General features: G+C 71.4%; 19 protein-coding genes. 8 read left to right on the top strand and 11 right to left on the bottom strand.

From position 1 onward, the window contains the following. Positions 1-15: 15 nt before the first annotated feature. Both ACFWCH_RS14715 and ACFWCH_RS14710 read right to left on the bottom strand, forming a co-directional pair. Positions 16-1,473 carry a glycerol-3-phosphate dehydrogenase/oxidase gene (locus ACFWCH_RS14715; protein WP_378803724.1) on the bottom strand — a complete coding sequence of 486 codons (1,458 nt, stop codon included), beginning with the start codon at positions 1,471-1,473 and terminating at the stop codon, positions 16-18. Further along, a complete protein-coding gene (locus tag ACFWCH_RS14710) occupies positions 1,470-2,063 on the bottom strand; it encodes a TetR/AcrR family transcriptional regulator (RefSeq protein WP_136033047.1) in 594 nt (197 codons plus the stop codon). Before ACFWCH_RS14710 ends, ACFWCH_RS14715 begins: the two co-directional genes overlap by 4 nt. A gap of 20 nt (positions 2,064-2,083) precedes the next feature. On the opposite strand from ACFWCH_RS14710, the gene ACFWCH_RS14705 reads away from it, so the two are divergent. From ACFWCH_RS14705 to ACFWCH_RS14695, 3 genes are read left to right on the top strand one after another with little or no spacing between them, the layout of a single operon-like run. Then, positions 2,084-3,712, top strand: coding sequence for an FAD-binding oxidoreductase (locus ACFWCH_RS14705; RefSeq protein WP_378803723.1), 1,629 nt, complete (start codon positions 2,084-2,086; stop codon positions 3,710-3,712). A gap of 1 nt (position 3,713) precedes the next feature. Further along, positions 3,714-4,628, top strand: a complete 915-nt coding sequence (locus ACFWCH_RS14700; RefSeq protein WP_206251200.1) for a YegS/Rv2252/BmrU family lipid kinase — start codon at positions 3,714-3,716, stop codon at positions 4,626-4,628. Then, entirely contained in the window at positions 4,618-6,282 is a 1,665-nt protein-coding gene (locus ACFWCH_RS14695; protein WP_378803722.1) for a GMC oxidoreductase, read from the top strand. Before ACFWCH_RS14700 ends, ACFWCH_RS14695 begins: the two co-directional genes overlap by 11 nt. On the opposite strand, the gene ACFWCH_RS14690 is transcribed toward ACFWCH_RS14695, so the two are convergent. From ACFWCH_RS14690 to ACFWCH_RS14675, 4 genes are all read right to left on the bottom strand, one after another. Next, positions 6,283-8,424 (bottom strand): 3-hydroxyacyl-CoA dehydrogenase NAD-binding domain-containing protein, encoded by a 2,142-nt coding sequence (locus ACFWCH_RS14690; protein WP_136033054.1) that lies wholly within the window; start codon positions 8,422-8,424, stop codon positions 6,283-6,285. Beyond that, entirely contained in the window at positions 8,421-9,626 is a 1,206-nt protein-coding gene (locus ACFWCH_RS14685) for a thiolase family protein (RefSeq protein ID WP_136033056.1), read from the bottom strand. The genes ACFWCH_RS14690 and ACFWCH_RS14685 overlap by 4 nt, the downstream gene beginning before the upstream one ends. 75 nt (positions 9,627-9,701) lie before the next feature. Then, positions 9,702-10,895 carry an HRDC domain-containing protein gene (locus tag ACFWCH_RS14680; protein ID WP_136033058.1) on the bottom strand — a complete coding sequence of 398 codons (1,194 nt, stop codon included), beginning with the start codon at positions 10,893-10,895 and terminating at the stop codon, positions 9,702-9,704. After that, a complete protein-coding gene (locus ACFWCH_RS14675) occupies positions 10,888-11,469 on the bottom strand; it encodes a DUF3000 domain-containing protein (protein ID WP_378803721.1) in 582 nt (193 codons plus the stop codon). Before ACFWCH_RS14675 ends, ACFWCH_RS14680 begins: the two co-directional genes overlap by 8 nt. A gap of 25 nt (positions 11,470-11,494) precedes the next feature. On the opposite strand from ACFWCH_RS14675, the gene ACFWCH_RS14670 reads away from it, so the two are divergent. Beyond that, positions 11,495-12,649, top strand: a complete 1,155-nt coding sequence (locus ACFWCH_RS14670) for an alpha/beta hydrolase family protein (RefSeq protein ID WP_378803720.1) — start codon at positions 11,495-11,497, stop codon at positions 12,647-12,649. Here the strand turns inward: ACFWCH_RS14670 and ACFWCH_RS14665 are convergent. Beyond that, positions 12,633-13,064: a SufE family protein gene (locus tag ACFWCH_RS14665; RefSeq protein ID WP_136036107.1), complete on the bottom strand. Its 432-nt coding sequence runs from the start codon at positions 13,062-13,064 to the stop codon at positions 12,633-12,635. The genes ACFWCH_RS14670 and ACFWCH_RS14665 overlap by 17 nt on opposite strands. A 19-nt stretch (positions 13,065-13,083) precedes the next feature. Then, positions 13,084-13,974: a sulfurtransferase gene (locus ACFWCH_RS14660; RefSeq protein WP_378803719.1), complete on the bottom strand. Its 891-nt coding sequence runs from the start codon at positions 13,972-13,974 to the stop codon at positions 13,084-13,086. A gap of 146 nt (positions 13,975-14,120) precedes the next feature. Between ACFWCH_RS14660 and zapE the strand changes: the two genes are divergently transcribed. From zapE to ACFWCH_RS14640, 4 genes are all read left to right on the top strand, one after another. After that, on the top strand, positions 14,121-15,152 hold the full coding sequence (zapE, locus tag ACFWCH_RS14655) for a cell division protein ZapE (RefSeq protein WP_136036109.1): 1,032 nt from the start codon (positions 14,121-14,123) through the stop codon (positions 15,150-15,152). A 135-nt stretch (positions 15,153-15,287) separates the two neighbouring features. Continuing rightward, positions 15,288-16,526, top strand: a complete 1,239-nt coding sequence (locus tag ACFWCH_RS14650) for an ammonium transporter (RefSeq protein WP_136033071.1) — start codon at positions 15,288-15,290, stop codon at positions 16,524-16,526. 19 nt (positions 16,527-16,545) lie between these two features. Next, positions 16,546-17,145, top strand: coding sequence for a type II toxin-antitoxin system PemK/MazF family toxin (locus ACFWCH_RS14645; protein WP_378803718.1), 600 nt, complete (start codon positions 16,546-16,548; stop codon positions 17,143-17,145). A gap of 94 nt (positions 17,146-17,239) precedes the next feature. Beyond that, a complete protein-coding gene (locus ACFWCH_RS14640) occupies positions 17,240-17,626 on the top strand; it encodes an SPW repeat protein (protein ID WP_136033075.1) in 387 nt (128 codons plus the stop codon). Positions 17,627-17,700: 74 nt separating this feature from the next. Here the strand turns inward: ACFWCH_RS14640 and ACFWCH_RS14635 are convergent, their stop codons facing one another. The 3 genes from ACFWCH_RS14635 to ACFWCH_RS14625 form a co-directional block, all read right to left on the bottom strand. Continuing rightward, positions 17,701-18,258: a dihydrofolate reductase family protein gene (locus ACFWCH_RS14635; RefSeq protein WP_136036110.1), complete on the bottom strand. Its 558-nt coding sequence runs from the start codon at positions 18,256-18,258 to the stop codon at positions 17,701-17,703. Positions 18,259-18,275: 17 nt separating this feature from the next. Next, on the bottom strand, positions 18,276-18,449 hold the full coding sequence (locus ACFWCH_RS14630; RefSeq protein WP_168387310.1) for a hypothetical protein: 174 nt from the start codon (positions 18,447-18,449) through the stop codon (positions 18,276-18,278). 111 nt (positions 18,450-18,560) lie between these two features. Next, positions 18,561-18,986 carry a GIY-YIG nuclease family protein gene (locus tag ACFWCH_RS14625; protein ID WP_136033078.1) on the bottom strand — a complete coding sequence of 142 codons (426 nt, stop codon included), beginning with the start codon at positions 18,984-18,986 and terminating at the stop codon, positions 18,561-18,563. Between the last annotated feature and the right edge of the window lie 100 nt (positions 18,987-19,086).

Genomic DNA, 19,086 nt, shown 5'->3' with positions numbered 1-19,086 from the left:
GGGCCCGCGGCGGGATCAGTCCAGATCGGCGAGGGTCTCCGCGACGATGCGCTCGACGGTCGGTCGTGCGCGCTCCGCGTCGGCGGTGACCAGCGCGAGGCGGCTGCGTCGTTCCAGGACGTCGTCCGCGGTCAGCGCGCCCTCGCACCGCACGGCGAACTCGACCGCGGCGCGTGAGAGTGCGGGCGGATCCGACGTGTCGTCCGGTGCACCCCACCGCGCGCCCGTGTCCTCCACGAGCCGCAGAGCCGCGGTGCTGCTGGGCGGTGCGTCGATCCCGCGGTGACGCAGGGCGAGGTCGACCGCGTCCTCGGCCATCCGACGGTAGGTCGTGAGCTTCCCGCCGAGCACCGACACGAACCCGCCGGGGGAGACGTGCACCAGGTGCCGCCGGGACACGTCCGCGGACGACGCGGCGCCGTTGTCCACCAGGGGCCGCAGTCCGGCGAACGCCCCGCGGACGTGGTCTCGCGTGAGGGGGGTCGCCAGCAGTCGGTTCAGCGTGGCGAGCAGCGACGCGATCTCGGGCTCGGTGGGCGCGGCGACGCGCGGGACCGGCCCGGCGGCGTCCTCGTCGGTCAGCCCCACGATCACCCGCCCGTGGCGCTGCGGCAGCGCGAACACGTAGCGGCTGATCGAGCCCTCCCGGGGAACGGTCAACGCCGCGGTCGGGCGGCCCAGGTCGTCCGCGTCGAGCACGAGGTGCGTGCCGCGGCTCGGGCGCACGCGGATGCTGTCGTCGAGCGTTCCCGCCCAGACGCCGGTGGCGTTCACGACGGCCCGGGCGCGCAGCTCGAGCCGCTCGCCCGTGAGCGTGTCGACGACGGTCGCTCCACCGTCGTGCAGCTCCTCCGCCCGCACCCGTGTGAGGATGCGCGCGCCCCGCCCCGCCGCCGTCCGTGCGACAGCGACCACGAGCGCGGCGTCATCGACCAGCTGCCCGTCGAAGCCGAGCACGCCGCCGCGCAGGTCACGGCGACGCAGAGCGGGGAACAGCCGCTGGGCCTCGCGCGGCCCCACCAGTCGCGGCGGTGGCAGCACCCGACGCGGCGTCCTGGCGCGCAGTCGCAGCGCGTCGCCCATGGCCATGCCCATCGAACCGGCGGAGCGCTGGCGGAGCGTCACCCCGGCGGCGAACGGCAGCAGCTGCGGCAGCGGACGGATGAGGTGCGGCGCGATCACCGTCATCAGCAGATGTCGTTCGAGCGCACTCTCGTTCGCGGTGGCGACATCACCGGTGGCGAGGTAGCGCAGTCCGCCGTGTACCAGCTTCGAGCTGAAGCGGCTCGTGCCGAACGCGAGGTCTTCGGCCTCGATCAGTGTGACGCGGAGTCCGCGTGAGGCGGCGTCGAGAGCCGCACCGACGCCGGTGATGCCTCCGCCGACCACCAGTACGTCGCAGGTCTCCTCCGCTCCCGCGGCGAGATCGCGTCGGCGGCGGGCGGCGTGGAGGGCGGTGGCCGGGTCGGTCACGGTCGCAGGTGTCCGTCCACGGCGGCGCGGAGCTCGCGCTCCCACGCGTCCTCGTCGATCAGGTCGGCCACGGTCGCGTGCGACAGCACGGCCGACTGGGCGATCAGGAGCAGCATCACGGCGATCTCCTCGGGCGCTCCGGCCCGCACGGACCCGTGCTTCTGGCCCCGTCCGATGGCTGCGGCGAGCCAGCCGAGGATGAGCCGTTGGCTCGACCCGACGCGCTGCAGCGTGTAGCGCGTGAAGGCCTCCGGCTCCTCGTCGAGCAGCCGGGCGTAGACGTCGTCGGCGCGGAACAGGGCCGTGAACGTCAGGATGTCGTCGACCAGGGCGGCTCGGGTGTCCGCGACCGCGGAGAAGCGTCCGATGAGGGTTCCGACGCGCCGCAGCAGAGCGGCGCGCACCACGTCGTCGGCATCGCTCCAGGTGCGGTAGATCGTCGGACGGCTGAGTCCGGAGCGGCGCGCGAGCGCGGCGATCGTGACCCCGTGGATGCCGGTGCGCACGATGAGCTCGTCGGCCGCGTCGAGGACCCGCGTCTGCGTCGGTTCCCACACGGGTGGGACTCCGACAGGTTGACGTTCTTCCATGATGTGTCACACTGTAACGCATGCAGGACGAGATCGGCAGGGCCGCCGAACGGGAGCCCATGCGGTGGAACGGCTGGGGTGATCCGGCGAAGGCGAAGGAGCTTCCGCGCGCCGTGCGAGCCCTGATCCCGCTGCTGCTGGGGCGAGTGCGCCGCCCTGCGCCGCCGCCGTCGCTCGCGGAGGTGCGCGTCCGACCGAGCGCGCTCACCGACGACGACCGGGCGGCGTTCGCGGCCGTCGTCGGCGTCGACGGGGTGGACCACGCGGACGAGGCGAGGATCCGTCACGCCGGCGGGCGCTCCACCCCGGACCTGCTGCGGCGCCGCGAGCACGAGCAACGCGTGCCGGACGGGGTCGTGCTCCCCGCCGACCACGCTCAGGTCATGGCATGCCTCGCCGTGGCCGGGGAGCGCGACATCGCGGTGATCCCCTACGGCGGGGGCACGAGCGTGGTCGGCGCGCTCGATCCGGAGCGCGGACCCCACCGCGCCGTGATCAGCCTGGATCTGCGCCGCCTGCGCGGCCTGCTGCGCGTCGATGCGCTCAGCGGCGAGGCGGTGTTCGCGGCCGGGACCACCGGCCCCGACGCCGAGGCGCAGCTGGCAGCGCACGGGCTCGAGCTGGGACACTACCCGCAGAGCTTCCGCTATGCGACCATCGGCGGCTTCGCGGCCGCGCGTTCGTCGGGCCAGAACTCCGCAGGGTACGGACGCTTCGACACCATGGTCACCGGGCTCCGGGTCGCGACACCGACGGGCGACCTCGAGCTCGGCCGGGCTCCCGGATCCGCCGCGGGACCCGACCTGATCCGGCTGTTCCTGGGGTCGGAGGGCATCTTCGGCGTCATCACCGAGGTCCGCGTGCGCGTGCACCCCGTGCCGGCCGAGCGGGTGTTCGAGTCATGGTCGTTCCCCGACTTCGCGCACGGGGTCGACGGACTCCGCCGCGTCGCGCAGCACGGCGCGGGTCCCACCGTGATCCGTCTGTCCGACGAGGCCGAGACCGCCGTCGGTCTCGCGCAGGTCGGCCGGATCGGGAAGGCGATCGCGCGCGGCGCCAGCGTCGTGACCGTGTACGAGGGCGATGACATCGACGCGCGGCGCGCCCGGACGACCGCGCTGCTGCGCGCGGCGGGCGGGACGTCGTCGGGCGCAGGGGATGCGGAGGAGTGGGCGGCCGGCCGATTCGACGGGCCCTACCTGCGCGACTCCCTGCTCGACGCCGGTGTGTTCTGCGAGACCCTCGAGACCGCCACCACCTGGACGGGGCTCGCGACGCTGAAGGCCGCGGTCGAGACCGCCCTGCGCGAGGGCTTCCGCGACGCGGGGGCCCGGTCGACCGTGATGTGCCACGTCTCGCACGTGTACCCCACGGGGGCGTCGCTGTACTTCACCGTCCTGGCCGGGATCCGCAGCGATCCGCTCCCGGTGTGGACGACCGTCAAGGCACGCGTGAACGACGCGATCCTCGCGCACGGGGGCACCATCAGCCACCATCACGCGGTCGGACGGGATCACGCGCCCTGGCTGGCGCAGGAGCTCGGACCGGCCGGGATGCGGATCCTCACGGCGATCAAGCGCGAGCTCGACCCGCAGGCGCTCCTGAACCCGGGCGCCGTGATCCCCGCTGCCCTCCCGGCGGGGGACTGACGTGGGCCACATCGCGGTGCTGTCGAACCCCCGCGCGGGCAAGGGGCGCGGCCGCCGTCTGACCGAGCTCGCAGTGGCACACCTTCGACAGCGCGGCGCGAGCGTCAGACTCTACGCCGGGGACTCGGCGGCGGACACAACGGCGCTGGCGTCTGAAGCCCTCGTGGGCGGGCCGGACGGGCTCGTGGTGGTCGGCGGGGACGGCACGCTGTCGGGGATCCTCGATGTCGTGTGCGCCGCCGCCGTCCCGATCACCCTGGTGCCCGCGGGGACGGGCAACGACCTCGCCCGCGCGCTCGGCCTGCCGCGACACGACGCCGCCGCAGCCGTCGAACTCGCCCTCACCGGCACGCCCCGGGCGATCGACGTGGGTGAGGTCGAGACGCCCGCGGGTCGTGCCGCCTTCCTCACGGTCGTGGCGTTGGGCTTCGACGCGAGGGTGAGCGACCGCACCAACCGTCTGCGCTGGCCCTCCGGCGCCCTCCGGTACTACCTGGCCCTGCTCATCGAGCTCGTCCGGCTGCGGCCGCTCGACTTCACCGTCACGGTTGACGACGAACGGCCGATCACCGCCCGGGGGACGCTGGTGGCCATCGGGAACACGGCCAGCTACGGCGGAGGCATGCCGGTGTGCGTCGGCGCCCTGCCCGACGACGGGCGGCTCGACGTCGTCCGCGTGGCACCGCTCGGCCGCACCCGACTCGTGCGGCTGTTCCCCCTCCTGCTGCGCGGGGCACACCTGGCCCGTCCCGAGGTGCAGCACACGGCAGCGCGCCGCGTCACGGTCGCCGCGCCCGGACTCGTGGTGTACGCCGACGGCGAGCGCCGGGGCGAGGACGTCTGCACCATCTCCGTGCGGACGGGTGCGCTGACGATGATGACCCCACCGAGCGAGGGAGACGCCCGTGTTCGATGAGGACGTCGTGGTCGTGGGGTCGGGTTTCGGCGGCTCGGTCGCGGCGCTGCGGCTGAGCGAGAAGGGCTACCGTGTCCGCGTGTTCGAGGCCGGGCGGCGCTTCGCCGACGACGACTTCGCGAAGACGAGCTGGAACGTGCGCCGGTACCTGTGGGCGCCCGCGCTCGGGTGCTTCGGCGTGCAGCGCATCCACCGCCTCCCGCACGTCATGATCCTCGCGGGAGCCGGTGTGGGCGGAGGCTCGCTCAACTACGCCAACACGCTCTACGAGCCGGGCCCGGCGTTCTTCGCCGACCCGCAGTGGGGCTCGATCCGTGACTGGCGGGCGGCGCTCGCTCCGCACTACGCCACCGCGAAGCGCATGCTCGGCGTGGTCGATGCGTATCCGCACAGCGGGCCGGTCGAACGGATCATGGCGGGCGCCGCGGACGACCTCGGCGTAGGGGAGAGCTTCCGCCGGGCACCCGTCGGGGTGTGGTTCGGCGAGCCGGGGCGCCGCGTGCCCGATCCGTACTTCGGCGGGGAGGGTCCTGACCGCACGGGGTGCACGCTGTGCGGCAACTGCATGGTGGGGTGCCGCGTGGGCGCGAAGAACACCCTGGTGAAGAACTACCTCGCGCTGGCGGAGCGACGCGGGGTCGCGATCGAGCCCCTCCGCACGGTCACCGAGGTGCGGGAGCTGGCGACGGGCGGCTTCGCGATCACGACCGTGCGCAGCGGGGCCTGGCTGCGGCGCCGGGCCCGCACCGTGACGGCGCGGGAGGTCGTGCTCGCCGCCGGCACCTGGGGCACGCAGCAGCTGCTGCACCGGATGAAGCACACCGGCGCGCTCCCTCGGATACCCGACGCCGTGGGGCGCCTGACCCGCACGAACTCCGAGGCGCTCGACGGCGCCGTGGCCGTGCGCGTTCCGGAGCAGCTTCAGCTCGCGCGGGGTGTGGCGATCACGACGTCCTTCCACGTGGACGAGCGCACCCACGTCGAGAACGTCCGCTACGGTCCGGGGTCGAACCTGATGGGAGCTCTGGCCACCGTGCTCGTGCCGGGGGAGAGGTCGCTGCCCGGACGCCTGGCAGCGCTCGTGCGGGGAATCCTCCGCGCACCGGTCACCGCGGTCCGGCTCGGGTCGCTCCGGCGGTGGAGCGAGCGCGGGATCATCGCCCTCGTCATGCAGACCGCCGACAACTCCCTCACGCTGTCGCTGCGGCGGCGGTTCGGGCGCTGGCGTCTGACCAGCGCGCAGGGGCACGGTGCGCCGAACCCGAGTCACCTGCCGGAGGCACACCGTGCGGCGCAGGCGATCGCGGCGCGGCTCGAGCAGGAGAGCGGGATCCGCGCCGAGGCGCGCGGGTCGTGGCCGGAGGTGTTCGGGATCCCGCTGACGGCGCACTTCCTCGGCGGGGCGGTCATCTCCTCGGCCCCCGAGACCGGCGTCGTGGACGAGTACCACCGCGTCTGGGGCCATCCCGGGCTGCACGTCGTGGACGGTGCTGCGGTCCCCGCGAACCCCGGTGTCAACCCGTCGCTCACCATCACCGCCCTGGCGGAACGGGCGATGTCGCACTGGCCGCGCCACGGGGAGCCCGACGAGCGCCCTGCCCAGGACGCGACGACGGGGGCCGCGCGCTCGGCACGGCCCCCGTCGTCGGACTGATCAGCGGTTCTCGATGCCGCGGATCTGCGGCGTGTGGAACGAGCCGCCGAAGGCGCGTTCCGAAGCGCCCTCGCGGTCGAGGTAGGGCGAGGCGCCGCCGTCGATGAACGGCCAGCCTGCGCCGAGGATGAGGCACAGGTCGATGTCCTCCACCTCGGGCACGACGCCCTCGTCCAGCATCAGCTTGATCTCCGTCGCCAGGCCGTCCTGCACGCGCTGCAGGATGGTCGCCGCAGAGGCCGGACTCTTGCCGAGTGCGGGCTTGATGACCTTCTCGGCCTGCTTGCTCCAGCCGACCACCCGGCCGCCCTTGTCCTTCTCCACGACCTGGTCGAGCGCGGCGAGGGCGTGGAAGTTCTCGTTCGCGTAGAACCGGTCGGGGAAGGCGTGCACCATCGTGTCCTGCACGTGGGCGGCGACCTTCCATCCGACCAGGTCGATCAGCTGGAACGGCCCCATCGGCAGGCCGAGCGGCGCGAACGCCTTCTCCACCTCGGCGATCGGGGTGCCCTCGTAGACCGCGCGCGCAGCCTCGCCCATGACCTTGGCCAGCAGACGGTTCACCACGAAGCCGGGTGCGTCGGCGGTCAGGACCGCGTTCTTGCCCAGGTTCTTCGCGACCACGAAAGCCGTGGACAGCGCGGCCTCGGAGGTGCTCGGCGTCTTGACGATCTCGATCAGCGGCATGACGGCGACCGGGTTGAAGAAGTGGAACCCGACCAGGCGCTCCGGGTGAGCGAGCGTCGCGCCGATCTCCTCGACCGAGAGCGAGGAGGTGTTCGTGGCGAGGATGGTGTCCTCCGCCACGATCTTCTCGATCTCGCCGAAGACCTGCTGCTTGACGCCGACCTCTTCGAAGACCGCCTCGATCACGAAGTCGCAGTCGGCGTACAGGCTCTTGTCGGTCGTGCCCGTGACCAGCGCGCGCAGCTTGTTGGCGGTGTCGGCGTCGAGGCGCCCCTTGCCCTCCAGCTTCCCGATCTCGTCGTGGATGTACGCCACGCCCTTGTCGACCCGCGCCTGATCGAGGTCGGTGATGAGGACGGGGACCTGGAGCTTGCGCACGAAGAGCAGCGCGAACTGGCTCGCCATGAGTCCGGCGCCGATGATGCCGACCTTGGTGACCTTCTTCGCGAGCGCCTTGTCGGGCGCGCCGACCGGGCGCTTGGCCCGCTTCTGCACGAGATCGAAGGCGTACATCGAGGCGGCGAACTGATCGCCGGTCACGAGTTCGGCCAGTGCCTCGTCCTCGCGGGCGAAGCCCTCGGCCTTGGTGCCGCTCTTGGCCTTGTCGAGCAGGTCGAGCGCCGCGTACGGCGACTTCGGCACGGTGCCGATCTTCGACTCGAGCATGCCGCGCGCCATCTTGATCGCGATCGGCCACTTGGTGAGCCGCTCGATCTTGCCCGGCTCGTTCTTGCGCTCCACCTTCTTGCCGCCGAGGACCGCGTCGGCCCAGGTCAGCGAGTTCTCGAGGTAGTTCGCGGCGGGGAAGATCGCGTCGAAGATGCCCAGGTCGAACGCCTGCTGCGGCTTCAGCATGCGGTTCTGCTTGAGCGGGTTCGAGATGACGACCTCGAGCGCGTTCTCGATGCCGATGAGGTTCGGCAGCAGGTAGGCGCCGCCCCAGCCGGGGATGATGCCGAGGAACACCTCGGGGAGCGCCACGGCGGCGGCCGAGGCGTCGACGGTGCGGTAGCTGGAGTTCAGCGCGATCTCCAGCCCTCCACCGAGCGCCAGACCGTTCACGAACGCGAACGACGGCACGCCGAGCTCACCGAGCTTGCCGAGCACCCGGTGCCCGAGCTGCGCGATGAGGCGGGCGTTGTCGCGCGAGCCGACCTTGCTGATGTCGGACAGGTCGGCGCCGGCGGCCAGGATGTACTGCTTGCCCGTGATGCCGACGGCCTGGATCTCCCCGGACGCCGCCCGTGCCTTCAGCGCGTCCAGCGTCTCGCCGAGCTCGGTGAGCGTGGCTGGCCCGAGCGTGTTCGGGCGCGTGTGGTCGCGGCCGTTGTCGAGGGTGATGAGGGCGAGGACCTTGCCGGAGGGGAGGCGGATGTCGCGCACGGGGGAGTGCGTGATCACCTCGCCCTCCGTCAGCGCCTGGATGGGCGAGAAGTCGACGTCGTCGTAGCTCACTTCTTCTTCTTTCCGTCGTAGTGCGGGTTCTCCCAGATGACCGAGCCGCCCTGACCGAGGCCGACGCACATCGCGGTCAGGCCGTAGCGGACGTCCGGACGCTCGGCGAACTGTGCGGCGAGCTGGATCATCAGTCGGACGCCGGAGGCCGCGAGGGGGTGTCCGAGCGCGATCGCCCCGCCCCACTGGTTGACGCGGGGGTCGTCGTCGGCGATGCCGAAGTGGTCGAGGAGCGAGATCACCTGGATCGCGAACGCCTCGTTCAGCTCGAACAGCCCGATGTCGGAGATGTCGAGTCCGGCCTTCTTGAGCGCCTTCTCCGTGGACGGGATCGGGCCGATGCCCATGATCTCCGGCTGCACGCCCGCGAAGGCGAACGACACCATGCGCATCTTCGGCGCGAGACCGAGCTCCTTCACCGCACGCCCACCGGCGAGCAGCGACATGGTCGCGCCGTCGGTCAACGGCGAGGACGTGCCCGCCGTGACGCGTCCGTGCGGACGGAACGGCGTCTTGAGCCCGGCGAGGTCCTCCATCGTGGTCTGCGGGCGACGGCCCTCGTCCTCGGTGGCCAGACCCCACGCGCCGTCGGCGCCCTTGATCGCGACGGGAACCAGGTCGGGCTGGATCTTGCCGGCGTCGTACGCCGCCTGCACCTTGTGCTGGCTCAGCATGCCGAAGCGGTCGGAGCGCTCCTTGGTGAGGTGCGGGAACCGGTCGAAGATGCGCTCCGCCGTGACACCCATGTTGAGCGCGCCAGGGTCGACCATCTTCTCGGCGACGAAGCGCGGGTTGGGGTCGGCGTTGGAGCCGATCGGGTGGTGGCCCATGTGCTCGACGCCACCCGCGAGGGCGAGGTCGTACATGCCGACGCCGATCGACGCGCCCATTGTGGTGACGCTGGTCATCGCGCCCGCGCACATGCGCTCCACCGCGAGTCCGGGCACCGTCTGGGGGAGACCGGCCAGGATCGCGACGGACCGGCCGAGCGTGAGCCCCTGGTCACCGGTCTGGCTGGTCGCCGCGATGGCGACATCGTCGATGCGGTCGGCCGGCACGGCGGCGTTGCGCTCCATCAGCCCGATGGTCGCCTTGACGGCGAGGTCATCCGCGCGGGTGTTCCAGTACATGCCTTTTTCGCCGGCGCGCCCGAACGGGGTGCGCACGCCATCGACGAAGAAGACGTCCGAGATCTCGGCCACTCTGCCTCCAGGTTTCTTGGGGTTGACCTCAGTCTAGGAAGCCGTGAAAACCGGGAGGAATCGGTTGGATCGAACCTACGAAGCGGTCGGGGAGGTGGTGTCGGGCGCTTGCGCCGCCTCTACAAAGGCGTCCGCGATCTTCTGTGCGGTCTGTTCAATCTGCCAGGGACGCGCACCGAGCGCGGCGAGGGCGTCGCCGATCTCCGCCGCGGTGGTGCCGGGGGAGTCCCAGCACACGCGGCGCAGGTAGTCGGGCGTGAGGAGATTCTCGGTGGGCATGCCCAGCTCCTCCGCCACCGCCTCGACCGCGGGTCGTGCGGCCTTCAACCGTGCGTCCGCCTCGGGGTTCCGGTCGGACCAGGCGCGCGGCGGGGGAAGGGTGTCGCTGGGGACGCGCTCGCGCGGCAGCTGCTCGGCCGCGCGACCGTCGACGATGGCCTGCCACCAGCGGTCGAGCTGGGTGCGGCTCGCGCGACCCTGGAACTCCTTGATGCCGGCCAGCGCCTGCTTCGACGCGGGGTTGGCGAGCACGGCCGCCACGAGCGAGCGATCGGGGACGAGCCTTCCGGGGGAGATGTCCTGCTGCTGCGCGTACATCTCCCGCGCCTCCCACAGGGCGCGGGCGACGGCGAGGTTACGGGCGCCGCGCACCTGGTGCAACCCGCTGAGGCGCCGCCACGGATCTTCGCGCGGGGCCTTGGGCGTGCGCGCCAGCGTGGCCGCGAACTCCTGGGCGGCGAAGTCGGTCTTGCCCTGCTCCTCGAGCTCGGCGACCAGGGCGTCGCGCACGTCCACCAGGTGCAGCACGTCGAGCGCGGCGTACTCGAGCCAGGCGGCGGGGAGCGGACGGGTCGACCAGTCAGCCGCCGAGTGCTCCTTCTTCAGCGTGATGCCCAGCGTGTCCTCCACCACCGCCGCGAGCCCGACGCGGTCGTGACCGAGCAGCCGCGCCGCCAGCTCCGTGTCGAAGATCGTGCGCGGCTCGAGGTGCAGCTCCCGCAGCGACGGCAGGTCCTGACTCGCGGCGTGCAGCACCCACTCCACATCGCCGATCGCGGTCTGCAGTGCGCCCATGTCACCGATCGCCGGAGGATCGAACAGGAAGACGCCGCTGTCGCGACGGAACACCTGCACCAGGTAGGCCCGCTGTGAGTAGCGGAAACCGGACGCCCGCTCGACGTCGACCGCCACGGGGCCGGAGCCCGCCACGAGCGCCGCGCACGCCGCCAGGAACTCCTCGGTGTCGGAGATCACGGAGTATTCAGTCACGTACAGCCTTTCGCGCGCCGATCACGGCGATGCCCTCGGAGCCCGGCGGAAGTCCCGCCAGCATGCCGACCAGCTCGGCCCACGCTTCGACGTGCGGTCGGAAGGGGCCATCCGGTGTCCAGGACGCCCGCAATTCTATCTGTGCCCCGTCGCCCTCGTCGGCCAGGCCGCCGAAACCCTTGGACAGCGTCTTGCTCGAGGTGCCCGACGGCGCGCGATAGACCGCGCCGCGCGAGTCGAGCGCGTCCACCAGCCACGACCACGTCACGTCGGCCAGCAGCGGATCGGTGCCGATCTCCGTCTCCAGCGGCGCCTGCGCGAAGATCACGATGCGCCAGGCGCCGCCCCAGGCATCCGGCTCGTCGGGATCGTGGAGCAGGATGAACCGGCCGGTGCCGTACACGGAGTCGCCGTCCTCGCCGGGCCGCACATCGGCGGAGAGCGCGATCGCGAACGGGGCGAGGCCCTGCGGCGTCGGGATCTCGCGCACCGTGATGTCATCGCGGAACGCGGTCTCGCGCAGTTCGGCGACGGCGCTGTCGAAGGGCGTCCCGGCCTCGGGATGTGCGGTCACGGCAACAGGCTAGAGTCGGAAGGCGATGAAGAGTCTCAGGCACGCCGCCCAGTTCATTGTCCCCGCGCTCCTCGCGCTGGGAGCCGCCGCCGGATTCCTGGTGCTCGCCGTCGCGCGACGCGTGGTCACCCCGATGCGCAAGGTGCCAGACACGGAGATCCTCGCGATCGACACCGGTGCGCAGACCATCGAGCTCGGTCGCACTCTCGACACCGAGCTGCCGGGGCGCTACGGGCTCTCCACCACCGGGACCTACGGCTACGTGAAGCTGGGGGCCGTGCTGAGCGCGGACAGCACGGCGGTGCGTCGCAAGCTGCTCACCAAGATCGAGCCGGGCGCCAGCGTCGACCGCGGCGCCTCCTTCAGCGGTTCCTACTACACGTCTCCCAGCGAGCTGCACCTGCGGTGGGAGAACGTGCTGATCGGCTCGCCCGCCGGGCCGTGCCCCGCCTGGTTCTTCCCGGCGTCGTCGTCCACCTGGGTGATCCAGGTGCACGGCCGCGGCACGACCAGGTCGGAGTGCCTCCGCGCGGTGCCCGTGCTGCACGCCGCCGGGCTGCCGAACCTCGTGGTGTCGTACCGCAACGACGGCGAAGCGCCGCGCACGCGGGCCGGCGCCTACGCCCTCGGGGCGTCCGAGTGGCGCGACGTTGACGCCGCCATCGCCTACGCGCTGCGCCACGGCGCCGAGCGTGTCGTGCTGATGGGCTGGTCCATGGGCGGCGCGGTGTCGCTGCAGGCCTCCGTGAGCTCGGGCAACCGGCACCGGATCGCCGGTGTCATCCTCGAGTCCCCGGTGGTCGACTGGCGCACGGTGCTGCGCTTCCAGGCGAAGCTCCTCCGCGTCCGGCCCCCGCTGCCCGACCTGGCGATGAGCGCCCTGCAGCTGCCGCTCACGGCGCGGTTGAGCGGCGCCGACGAGCCGATCCTGTTCGACCGGCTCGACATGGTCGCGCGCGCCGACGAGCTCGCCGCACCGATCCTGATCCTGCACAGCGACGACGACGGCTTCGTGCCCGTCGACGCGTCACGGGCGTTGCAGGAGGCGCGACCCGATCTGGTCACGATGCCGCGGTTCACCGTCGCCCGTCACACGAAGCTGTGGAACTACGACGAGCGGGGCTGGAGCACCGCGATCACGTCGTGGCTGGCGGACCAGGGTCTCAGCGCTTCTGCCTGACCTGGTTCTTGGCGCGCATGAGCATGCCCGTCATCCCGCCGATGCGCAGCGGAGACACGGCCTTGGTGAGCCCGATCGACTGGGGGTAGTCCTCGGGGATCGCCAGGACCTGGTCGGAGGTGAGGCCCGTGATGCCCTGCACGAGGATGCTCGCGAAGCCGCGCGTGGTGGGCGCCTCCTCCGGTGCGGTCGCGTGCATCGTCACGATGTCGTCGTTCACCTCGACGTAGATGTACACGGGCGACTGGCACTCGGCGACGCGCTCGCACATCTCGGGGTGGTTCGCGACCTCCTCAGACACCGGAGGCAGCTCGTCGGCGAACTCGAGGAGGAGCAGGAGGCGGTCGGCCTCGGGAGTCTCCAGGAACCCGTCGCGGATCTCGGCGAGGGTGTCGGGCAGGTCGGTGGCGCTCATCCCCGCCATTGTCCCACGGTCAGACCGTGCCGGGCTCGGCTCCGGTGACGATCGGAACGCGCACCGCGCTGCCCCACTCGGTCCAGGATCCGTCGTAGTTGCGCACGTTCTCGAAGCCGAGGAGGTGCTTCAGCACGAACCACGTGTGGCTCGACCGCTCGCCGATCCGGCAGTAGGCCACCACGTCGTCGCCGTCCTTCAGCCCGGCGCCGTCGCGGTAGATCGCGTCGAGCTCGGCGCGGCTCTTGAAGCCGCCGTCCTCTGCGACCGCCTTGGCCCACGGCACGCTCTGGGCGGTCGGGATGTGGCCGGCGCGCAGCGTGCCCTCCTCCGGGTAGGCGGGGGCGGTGGTCCGCTCGCCGCTGTACTCCTCGGGGGAGCGGACGTCGATGAGCGGGTTGCCGAGGTGGGCGAGGACGTCCTCCTTGTAGGCGCGGATCACGGAGTCGTCGCGCTCCACCACCGGGTACTCGGTCGTCGGGCGCTCGGTGACCTCGCGGGTCAGCTCGCGACCCTCCGCGATCCAGCGGTCACGGCCTCCGTCGAGCAGTCGCACGTCCTCGTGCCCGAAGAGCGAGAACACCCACAGCGCGTACGCCGCCCACCAGTTGTTCTTGTCGCCGTAGATCACGACCGTGTCGTCGCGGGCGATGCCCTTGCGGCTCAGCAGCGCCGCGAAGCCCTCGCCGTCGACGTAGTCCCTGACCACGGGGTCGTTCAGCTCCGTGTGCCAGTCGACCTTCACGGCACCGGGGATGTGGCCGGTCTCGTAGAGCAGCACATCCTCGTCCGACTCCACCACGACGAGCCCGGGAGTGCCGAGCCGCTCCGCCAGCCACTGCGTCGTCACGAGCCGTCCGGGCTCGGCATACTCGGCGAACTTGGAGGAGGAGTCGAACTCGATGGCCATGGGGTCTCCGTAGCGGGTGAGCGGGCGAGCGGTCGGGTAAGACGGCGTAGTGTTGATCCGTCTCTTTCGACGATAGATGCTCCCCGTGCCCCCGGCACCGGATCCGTAAGACTTCGACACAGGCCGCCGCCTGATTCAGGACCGTGATGACCGACCCGACCACCCGCACCGGCACCGTGCACCTCACCGACCGCACGCCCACCGTCACCGGGCCCGAGATGCTCGCGAGCCTGGTGCCGCCGCCCCAGTTCGACGAGGCCACGTTCGACAGCTACCGCGCCGACCCCGCGTATCCCTCGCAGGAGGAGGCGAAGCAGACGCTGCTGCGCTTCTCGGGCCGCGGCGCCCCGGTCAAGCGCGGGGGACTGTTCAGCAGGGCGAAGAAGGAGCCGGAGCTCAAGCCGGGCGTCTACCTCGACGGTGGCTTCGGTGTCGGCAAGACGCACCTGCTCGCGTCGATCTACCACGCGATGCCCGCCCGCCGGAAGTACTTCGGGTCGTTCATCGAGTACACGGCGCTCGTCGGGGCCCTCGGCTACAAGAACACGGTCGACCTGCTCAAGGGCGCCGATCTGCTGTGCATCGACGAGTTCGAGCTCGACGACCCGGGCGACACCATGGTCATGACACGGCTGCTGGGCGAGCTGGTGCCCACCGGGACCAAGCTCGCCGCGACGTCGAACACGCCGCCGAACGCGCTGGGGGAGGGGCGCTTCGCCGCGCAGGACTTCCTGCGCGAGATCCACGCGATGTCCGACAGCTTCCAGACGCTGCGCATCGACGGCGTGGACTTCCGTCAGCGGGCGATCGACGGCCACGCGGTCGTCCGGGATGATGCGGCCTACGCGGCAGCGATCGACGGGGCCGTGGGGCCCGCGTCCGACGACGCGTTCGACGACCTGATCCGGCACCTCGCCCAGGTGCACCCCTCGCGGTACATCCGCCTCATCGACGGCCTCGCGCTGGTGGGCCTCCGCGGCGTGCGCCAGCTGACCGATCAGTCCGAGGCGCTGCGCTTCGTGGCGTTCGTCGACCGGGTGTACGACGCGCAGCTCCCCATCGTCGCGACCGGCCTGGGTCTGGATGCGGTGTTCTCCGACGAGATGCTCGCCGGCGGATATCGCAAGAAGTACCTGCGCGCCATCTCCCGCCTCAACGCCCTCACGCATTCTGCGTAAGCCCGAAGGGCGGCGTAACGCGATGTTCACACCGGAGCGCACGCTGTAACAGCGGGGAAACAAACCTCACGCATGGGCGAAACCGTGCGTGGTCACACTGAAGCTCTCAATTACTTCGGATGTGAGGTTTTCCTTATGGATGCTCCCGGCAACATCTCGTGGGCGATCACCGCGACGGCGCTCGTTCTGCTCATGACGCCCGGCGTCGCCTTCTTCTACGGCGGTCTCGTCAAGGCGAAGAGCGTCGTCAGCATGATGATGATGAGCTTCGGCTCCATCGGACTCGTCGCCGTGCTGTGGATTCTCTTCGGCTTCTCCATGAGCGCCGTCGACAGCCCGACCGCGTTCGCGGGCAACCCGTTCGCCGACTTCGGCCTCTCGAACCTGGCATCGGGCGAGGGATCGAACGTCGCGCTCCTGGGCGTCGCCTACGGTGCCACGTTCGCGATCATCACGGTCGCCCTGATCTCCGGCGCCATCGCCGACCGCGCCAAGTTCGGCAGCTGGCTGATCTTCGCTGGCGTGTTCGCCACGGTCGGCTACTTCCCGGTGGCGGCGTGGGTCTGGGGCGGCGGCTGGATCATGAACCTCGGCACGACGCTGTTCGGTGAGGACAGCGGCATCGGCGTGATCGACTACGCCGGTGGGACCGCGGTGCACATCAACGCGGGTGCGGCGGCTCTGGCGCTCGCGCTCGTGCTCGGCAAGCGGATCGGCTTCCAGAAGGGCATCCTCAAGCCGCACAACGTGCCGCTGACGCTGCTGGGCGCCGCGCTGCTGTGGTTCGGCTGGTTCGGCTTCAACGCCGGCGCCGAGTGGCTCGCGGAGGACATGGGCGGCGTCGGGCTCATCGGCCTGAACACGCTCGGTGCGACGGCGGCGGCGATCCTCGGCTGGATCCTGATCGAGCGCATCAAGGACGGCAAGGCGACCTCGGTCGGCGCCGCCTCGGGTGCCGTGGCCGGTCTGGTCGCGATCACCCCGGCCTGCGCCAACCTCACGCCCGGCTGGTCGCTGCTGCTGGGCGCGGTCGCCGGTGTGGTGTGCGCGCTGGCCGTCGAGCTGAAGTTCCGCCTGGGCTTCGACGACTCGCTCGACGTCGTGGGCATCCACCTCGTCGGCGGACTCATCGGCACCGTGTACCTCGGCTTCTTCGCCACCGGCACCGGCCTGTTCGTGGGCGGCGACGCCCGTCAGCTCGCGGTCCAGGTGATCGCCGCGCTCGGCGTGCTGATCTACTCCTTCGTGGTGGCCTTCGTGATCGGCTTCGCGATCCAGAAGACGATCGGCTTCCGGATCACGAGCGAGGACGAGATCGCCGGCGTCGACCAGGTCGTCCACGGCGAGGAGGGCTACGCGCTCGCGGACGCGTGATCGCGGTTAGGGTGACCGTGTGGGCAAGACCAACGGCATCCTGACGACACTCGCGGAGATCCTGCTCAAGGCGGTGAACTCCGGTCGGGCGTCTCGGACCACCTCCGGTCCGAGGCGCCCGACCGCGCGTCTGCGCACACCTGAAGAGCAGGCCGCCCGCCACGGCTCACCGCGACAGGCGGACACGCTCGATGCCGGGCGGACCACCGGGACCGAGACGATCAGGATCGACCCCGCGCGGATCCGCGCGCTCCGCGTCGCCTACGCCCCGGCACGGGACGGGGCCCCCGACGCCGGCGAGGTCGTATGGACGTGGGTGCCGTACGAGGAGGAGGACGGGCGGGGGAAGGACCGGCCGGTGCTCGTGATCGGGCGGCAGTCCGACGACCGTGTGTACGCCGTACGGATGACCAGCCGTCCGCATGACGGCGACCGCGACTACCTCTCGATCGGCTCCGGCGCCTGGGACGCCCAGGGTCGCGAGTCGTGGGTGGACATCGAGCAGTTGTACAGCGTGCACGAGCGCGGGTTGCGGAGGGAGGCGGCTGCGCTCGACCGCCAGCGCTACGCCAGGGTCGCCTCGGCCCTGGCCGCCCGCTACGGGTGGGCGCGGGCCTGACGCGCGCGCACCGATCCGCGACATCCAATCCGATCGGGCGATGGCTGCGAACCCTTGGTGAGTCGCGCACAGCGGCGCCACACAAGGAGGAATCATGCGTTTCATCCCCACCAAGGTCCACGGAATCCTCGACTACGTCGTCGGGATCGCCCTGATCGCCGCGCCCTGGCTGTTCGGCTTCGCGAGTGTCGGCGGTGCCGCCGTCGTCATCCCGATCGTCCTCGGCGTCGGGCTCATCGTCTACAGTCTGTTCACGAAGTACGAATGGGGTCCGTTCGGGCTCATCCCGATGCCCGTGCACCTGGTGTTCGACATCGTCGCGAGCCTGTTCCTGGCGCTCTCGCCGTGGCTGTTCGGGTTCGCCGACCAGCCCCTGAACGTCTGGCTTCCGCACGTGGTCGTGGGCGCGGCCGTGATCGTGGTCGTGCTGTTCTCGCAGCCGCAGCCGCAGACCACCCGGGGGCGCGCGGCGACCGCGTGACATCCCCGCGGAACGGCGGCGGGTGGTCAGCCAGACAGCGGCCGCCCGCCGTCTCCGTGCGCGCGGGACGCCGGTCAGCTCGCAGGCCGGTACCGGGTGACGACGGCGCCCGAGCGCAGCTCCCGGCGCTCCACGAGCTCGAGGCGCAGCTGCCCCGTGAGCCCGCCGAGCAGCGGAGGCCCGTGTCCGGCGACGACCGGGTGCACCAGGAACTCGTACTCGTCGATGAGGCCGTGCTGGGCGAGGGCGACGGGAAGGGTCACGCCGCCCACCGACAGCCGTGCGTGCTCGGTCTTGAGCCGTGCGACCTGCTGGACGAGGTCGCCGCGGAGCAGTTCGGCGTTCCAGTCGACCGCGTCGAGGCCGCTCGAGACCACGTACTTGCGGGCGCGGTCGATGGCCGTGGCGAACGGCACCTCCCACGGGCGCATCCACTCCGGCCACGTGCCGGAGGCGGGGCGGCGCCACGCGGACTCCATGAGCTCGTACGTCACCCGGCCGAACAGCATGGCGTCGGCCTCACGCACCTGCGCGGTCCAGTAGCGCATCGACTCCTCGTCGGGCGGCAGCCCGGCCTCGTGGTGGCACGAGCCGTCGAGCGTCACGTTGATCGAGTAGCGCAGCGTCCCCATGGCTCCTCCGTCCGCGGTCAGGCGTCTTCGTCGTCGTCCGCGGCGTGCTCGGCGACCTGCTCGGTGTCGACCTGCGCGGGCGGCAGATCCTGCAGGAACTCCCGGTCGGTGTTCGGGTCGCCGCTGCCGTCGCCCGCGAGGGGGTCCTGAGCGCTCAGGTCGTCGGCGGGGGTGTTCTCTCGTCCGGTCATGTCGGCTCCTCTCGTGCACGGGTCGCCGGTCGCGTCCCGCTGTCGGCATGCTCTCGCGATCGCCGCCCGGCGACCAGGCCCTGGTGCGGGAGCCGAGGCGGTGGTACGGGATCAGGCGCGGAGTGCCGTGCTCAGCCAGCGTGCGTAGAGCAGCCACGGCTCGCCCGCGTCGCGCAGCCCGGCGATGTGTGCGCGCACGCGAGGGGTGAGCGTGAACCACTCTCCGCCCTCGCGTTCCGCGGCGAACTCGCGGTGGCGCTGCTGCTCGAGGGCACGCCCGCCCTGCTCGAAGGCCAGCAGCTCGTGGTGGCGGATGCTCGCCAGGCGCTGCCGTGGCCGGCGGCTGGTGCCGATCTTGACCCGCTCGTCGAAGCGGAGGTAGTAGACGACGTCGATGCGGGGGAACGGGAGGTCGGGGTCAGGCGCATCACCGTAGCGCCATCCGCAGGCCGCGCAATGCAGGGCCCCGTCGATGCGGACTCCCGTGGGGTGACCGCAGAGGCCGCACGGGGAGGGGAGGGGACCGGGGGTGGGCACAGCGGCATCCTACGGAGGGTGGCCGACACGCGGTCCACGGTCGCCCTCGGGCGCACCGCCCGAGAACGGACGCTCCTGCCATCACCGAGCGTTCATGTCA

The sequence above is a fragment of the Microbacterium sp. NPDC060132 genome (assembly GCF_042729675.1).
Lineage (GTDB): Bacteria > Actinomycetota > Actinomycetes > Actinomycetales > Microbacteriaceae > Microbacterium > Microbacterium sufflavum.
This window is presented reverse-complemented; position numbering and strand designations above follow the sequence as displayed.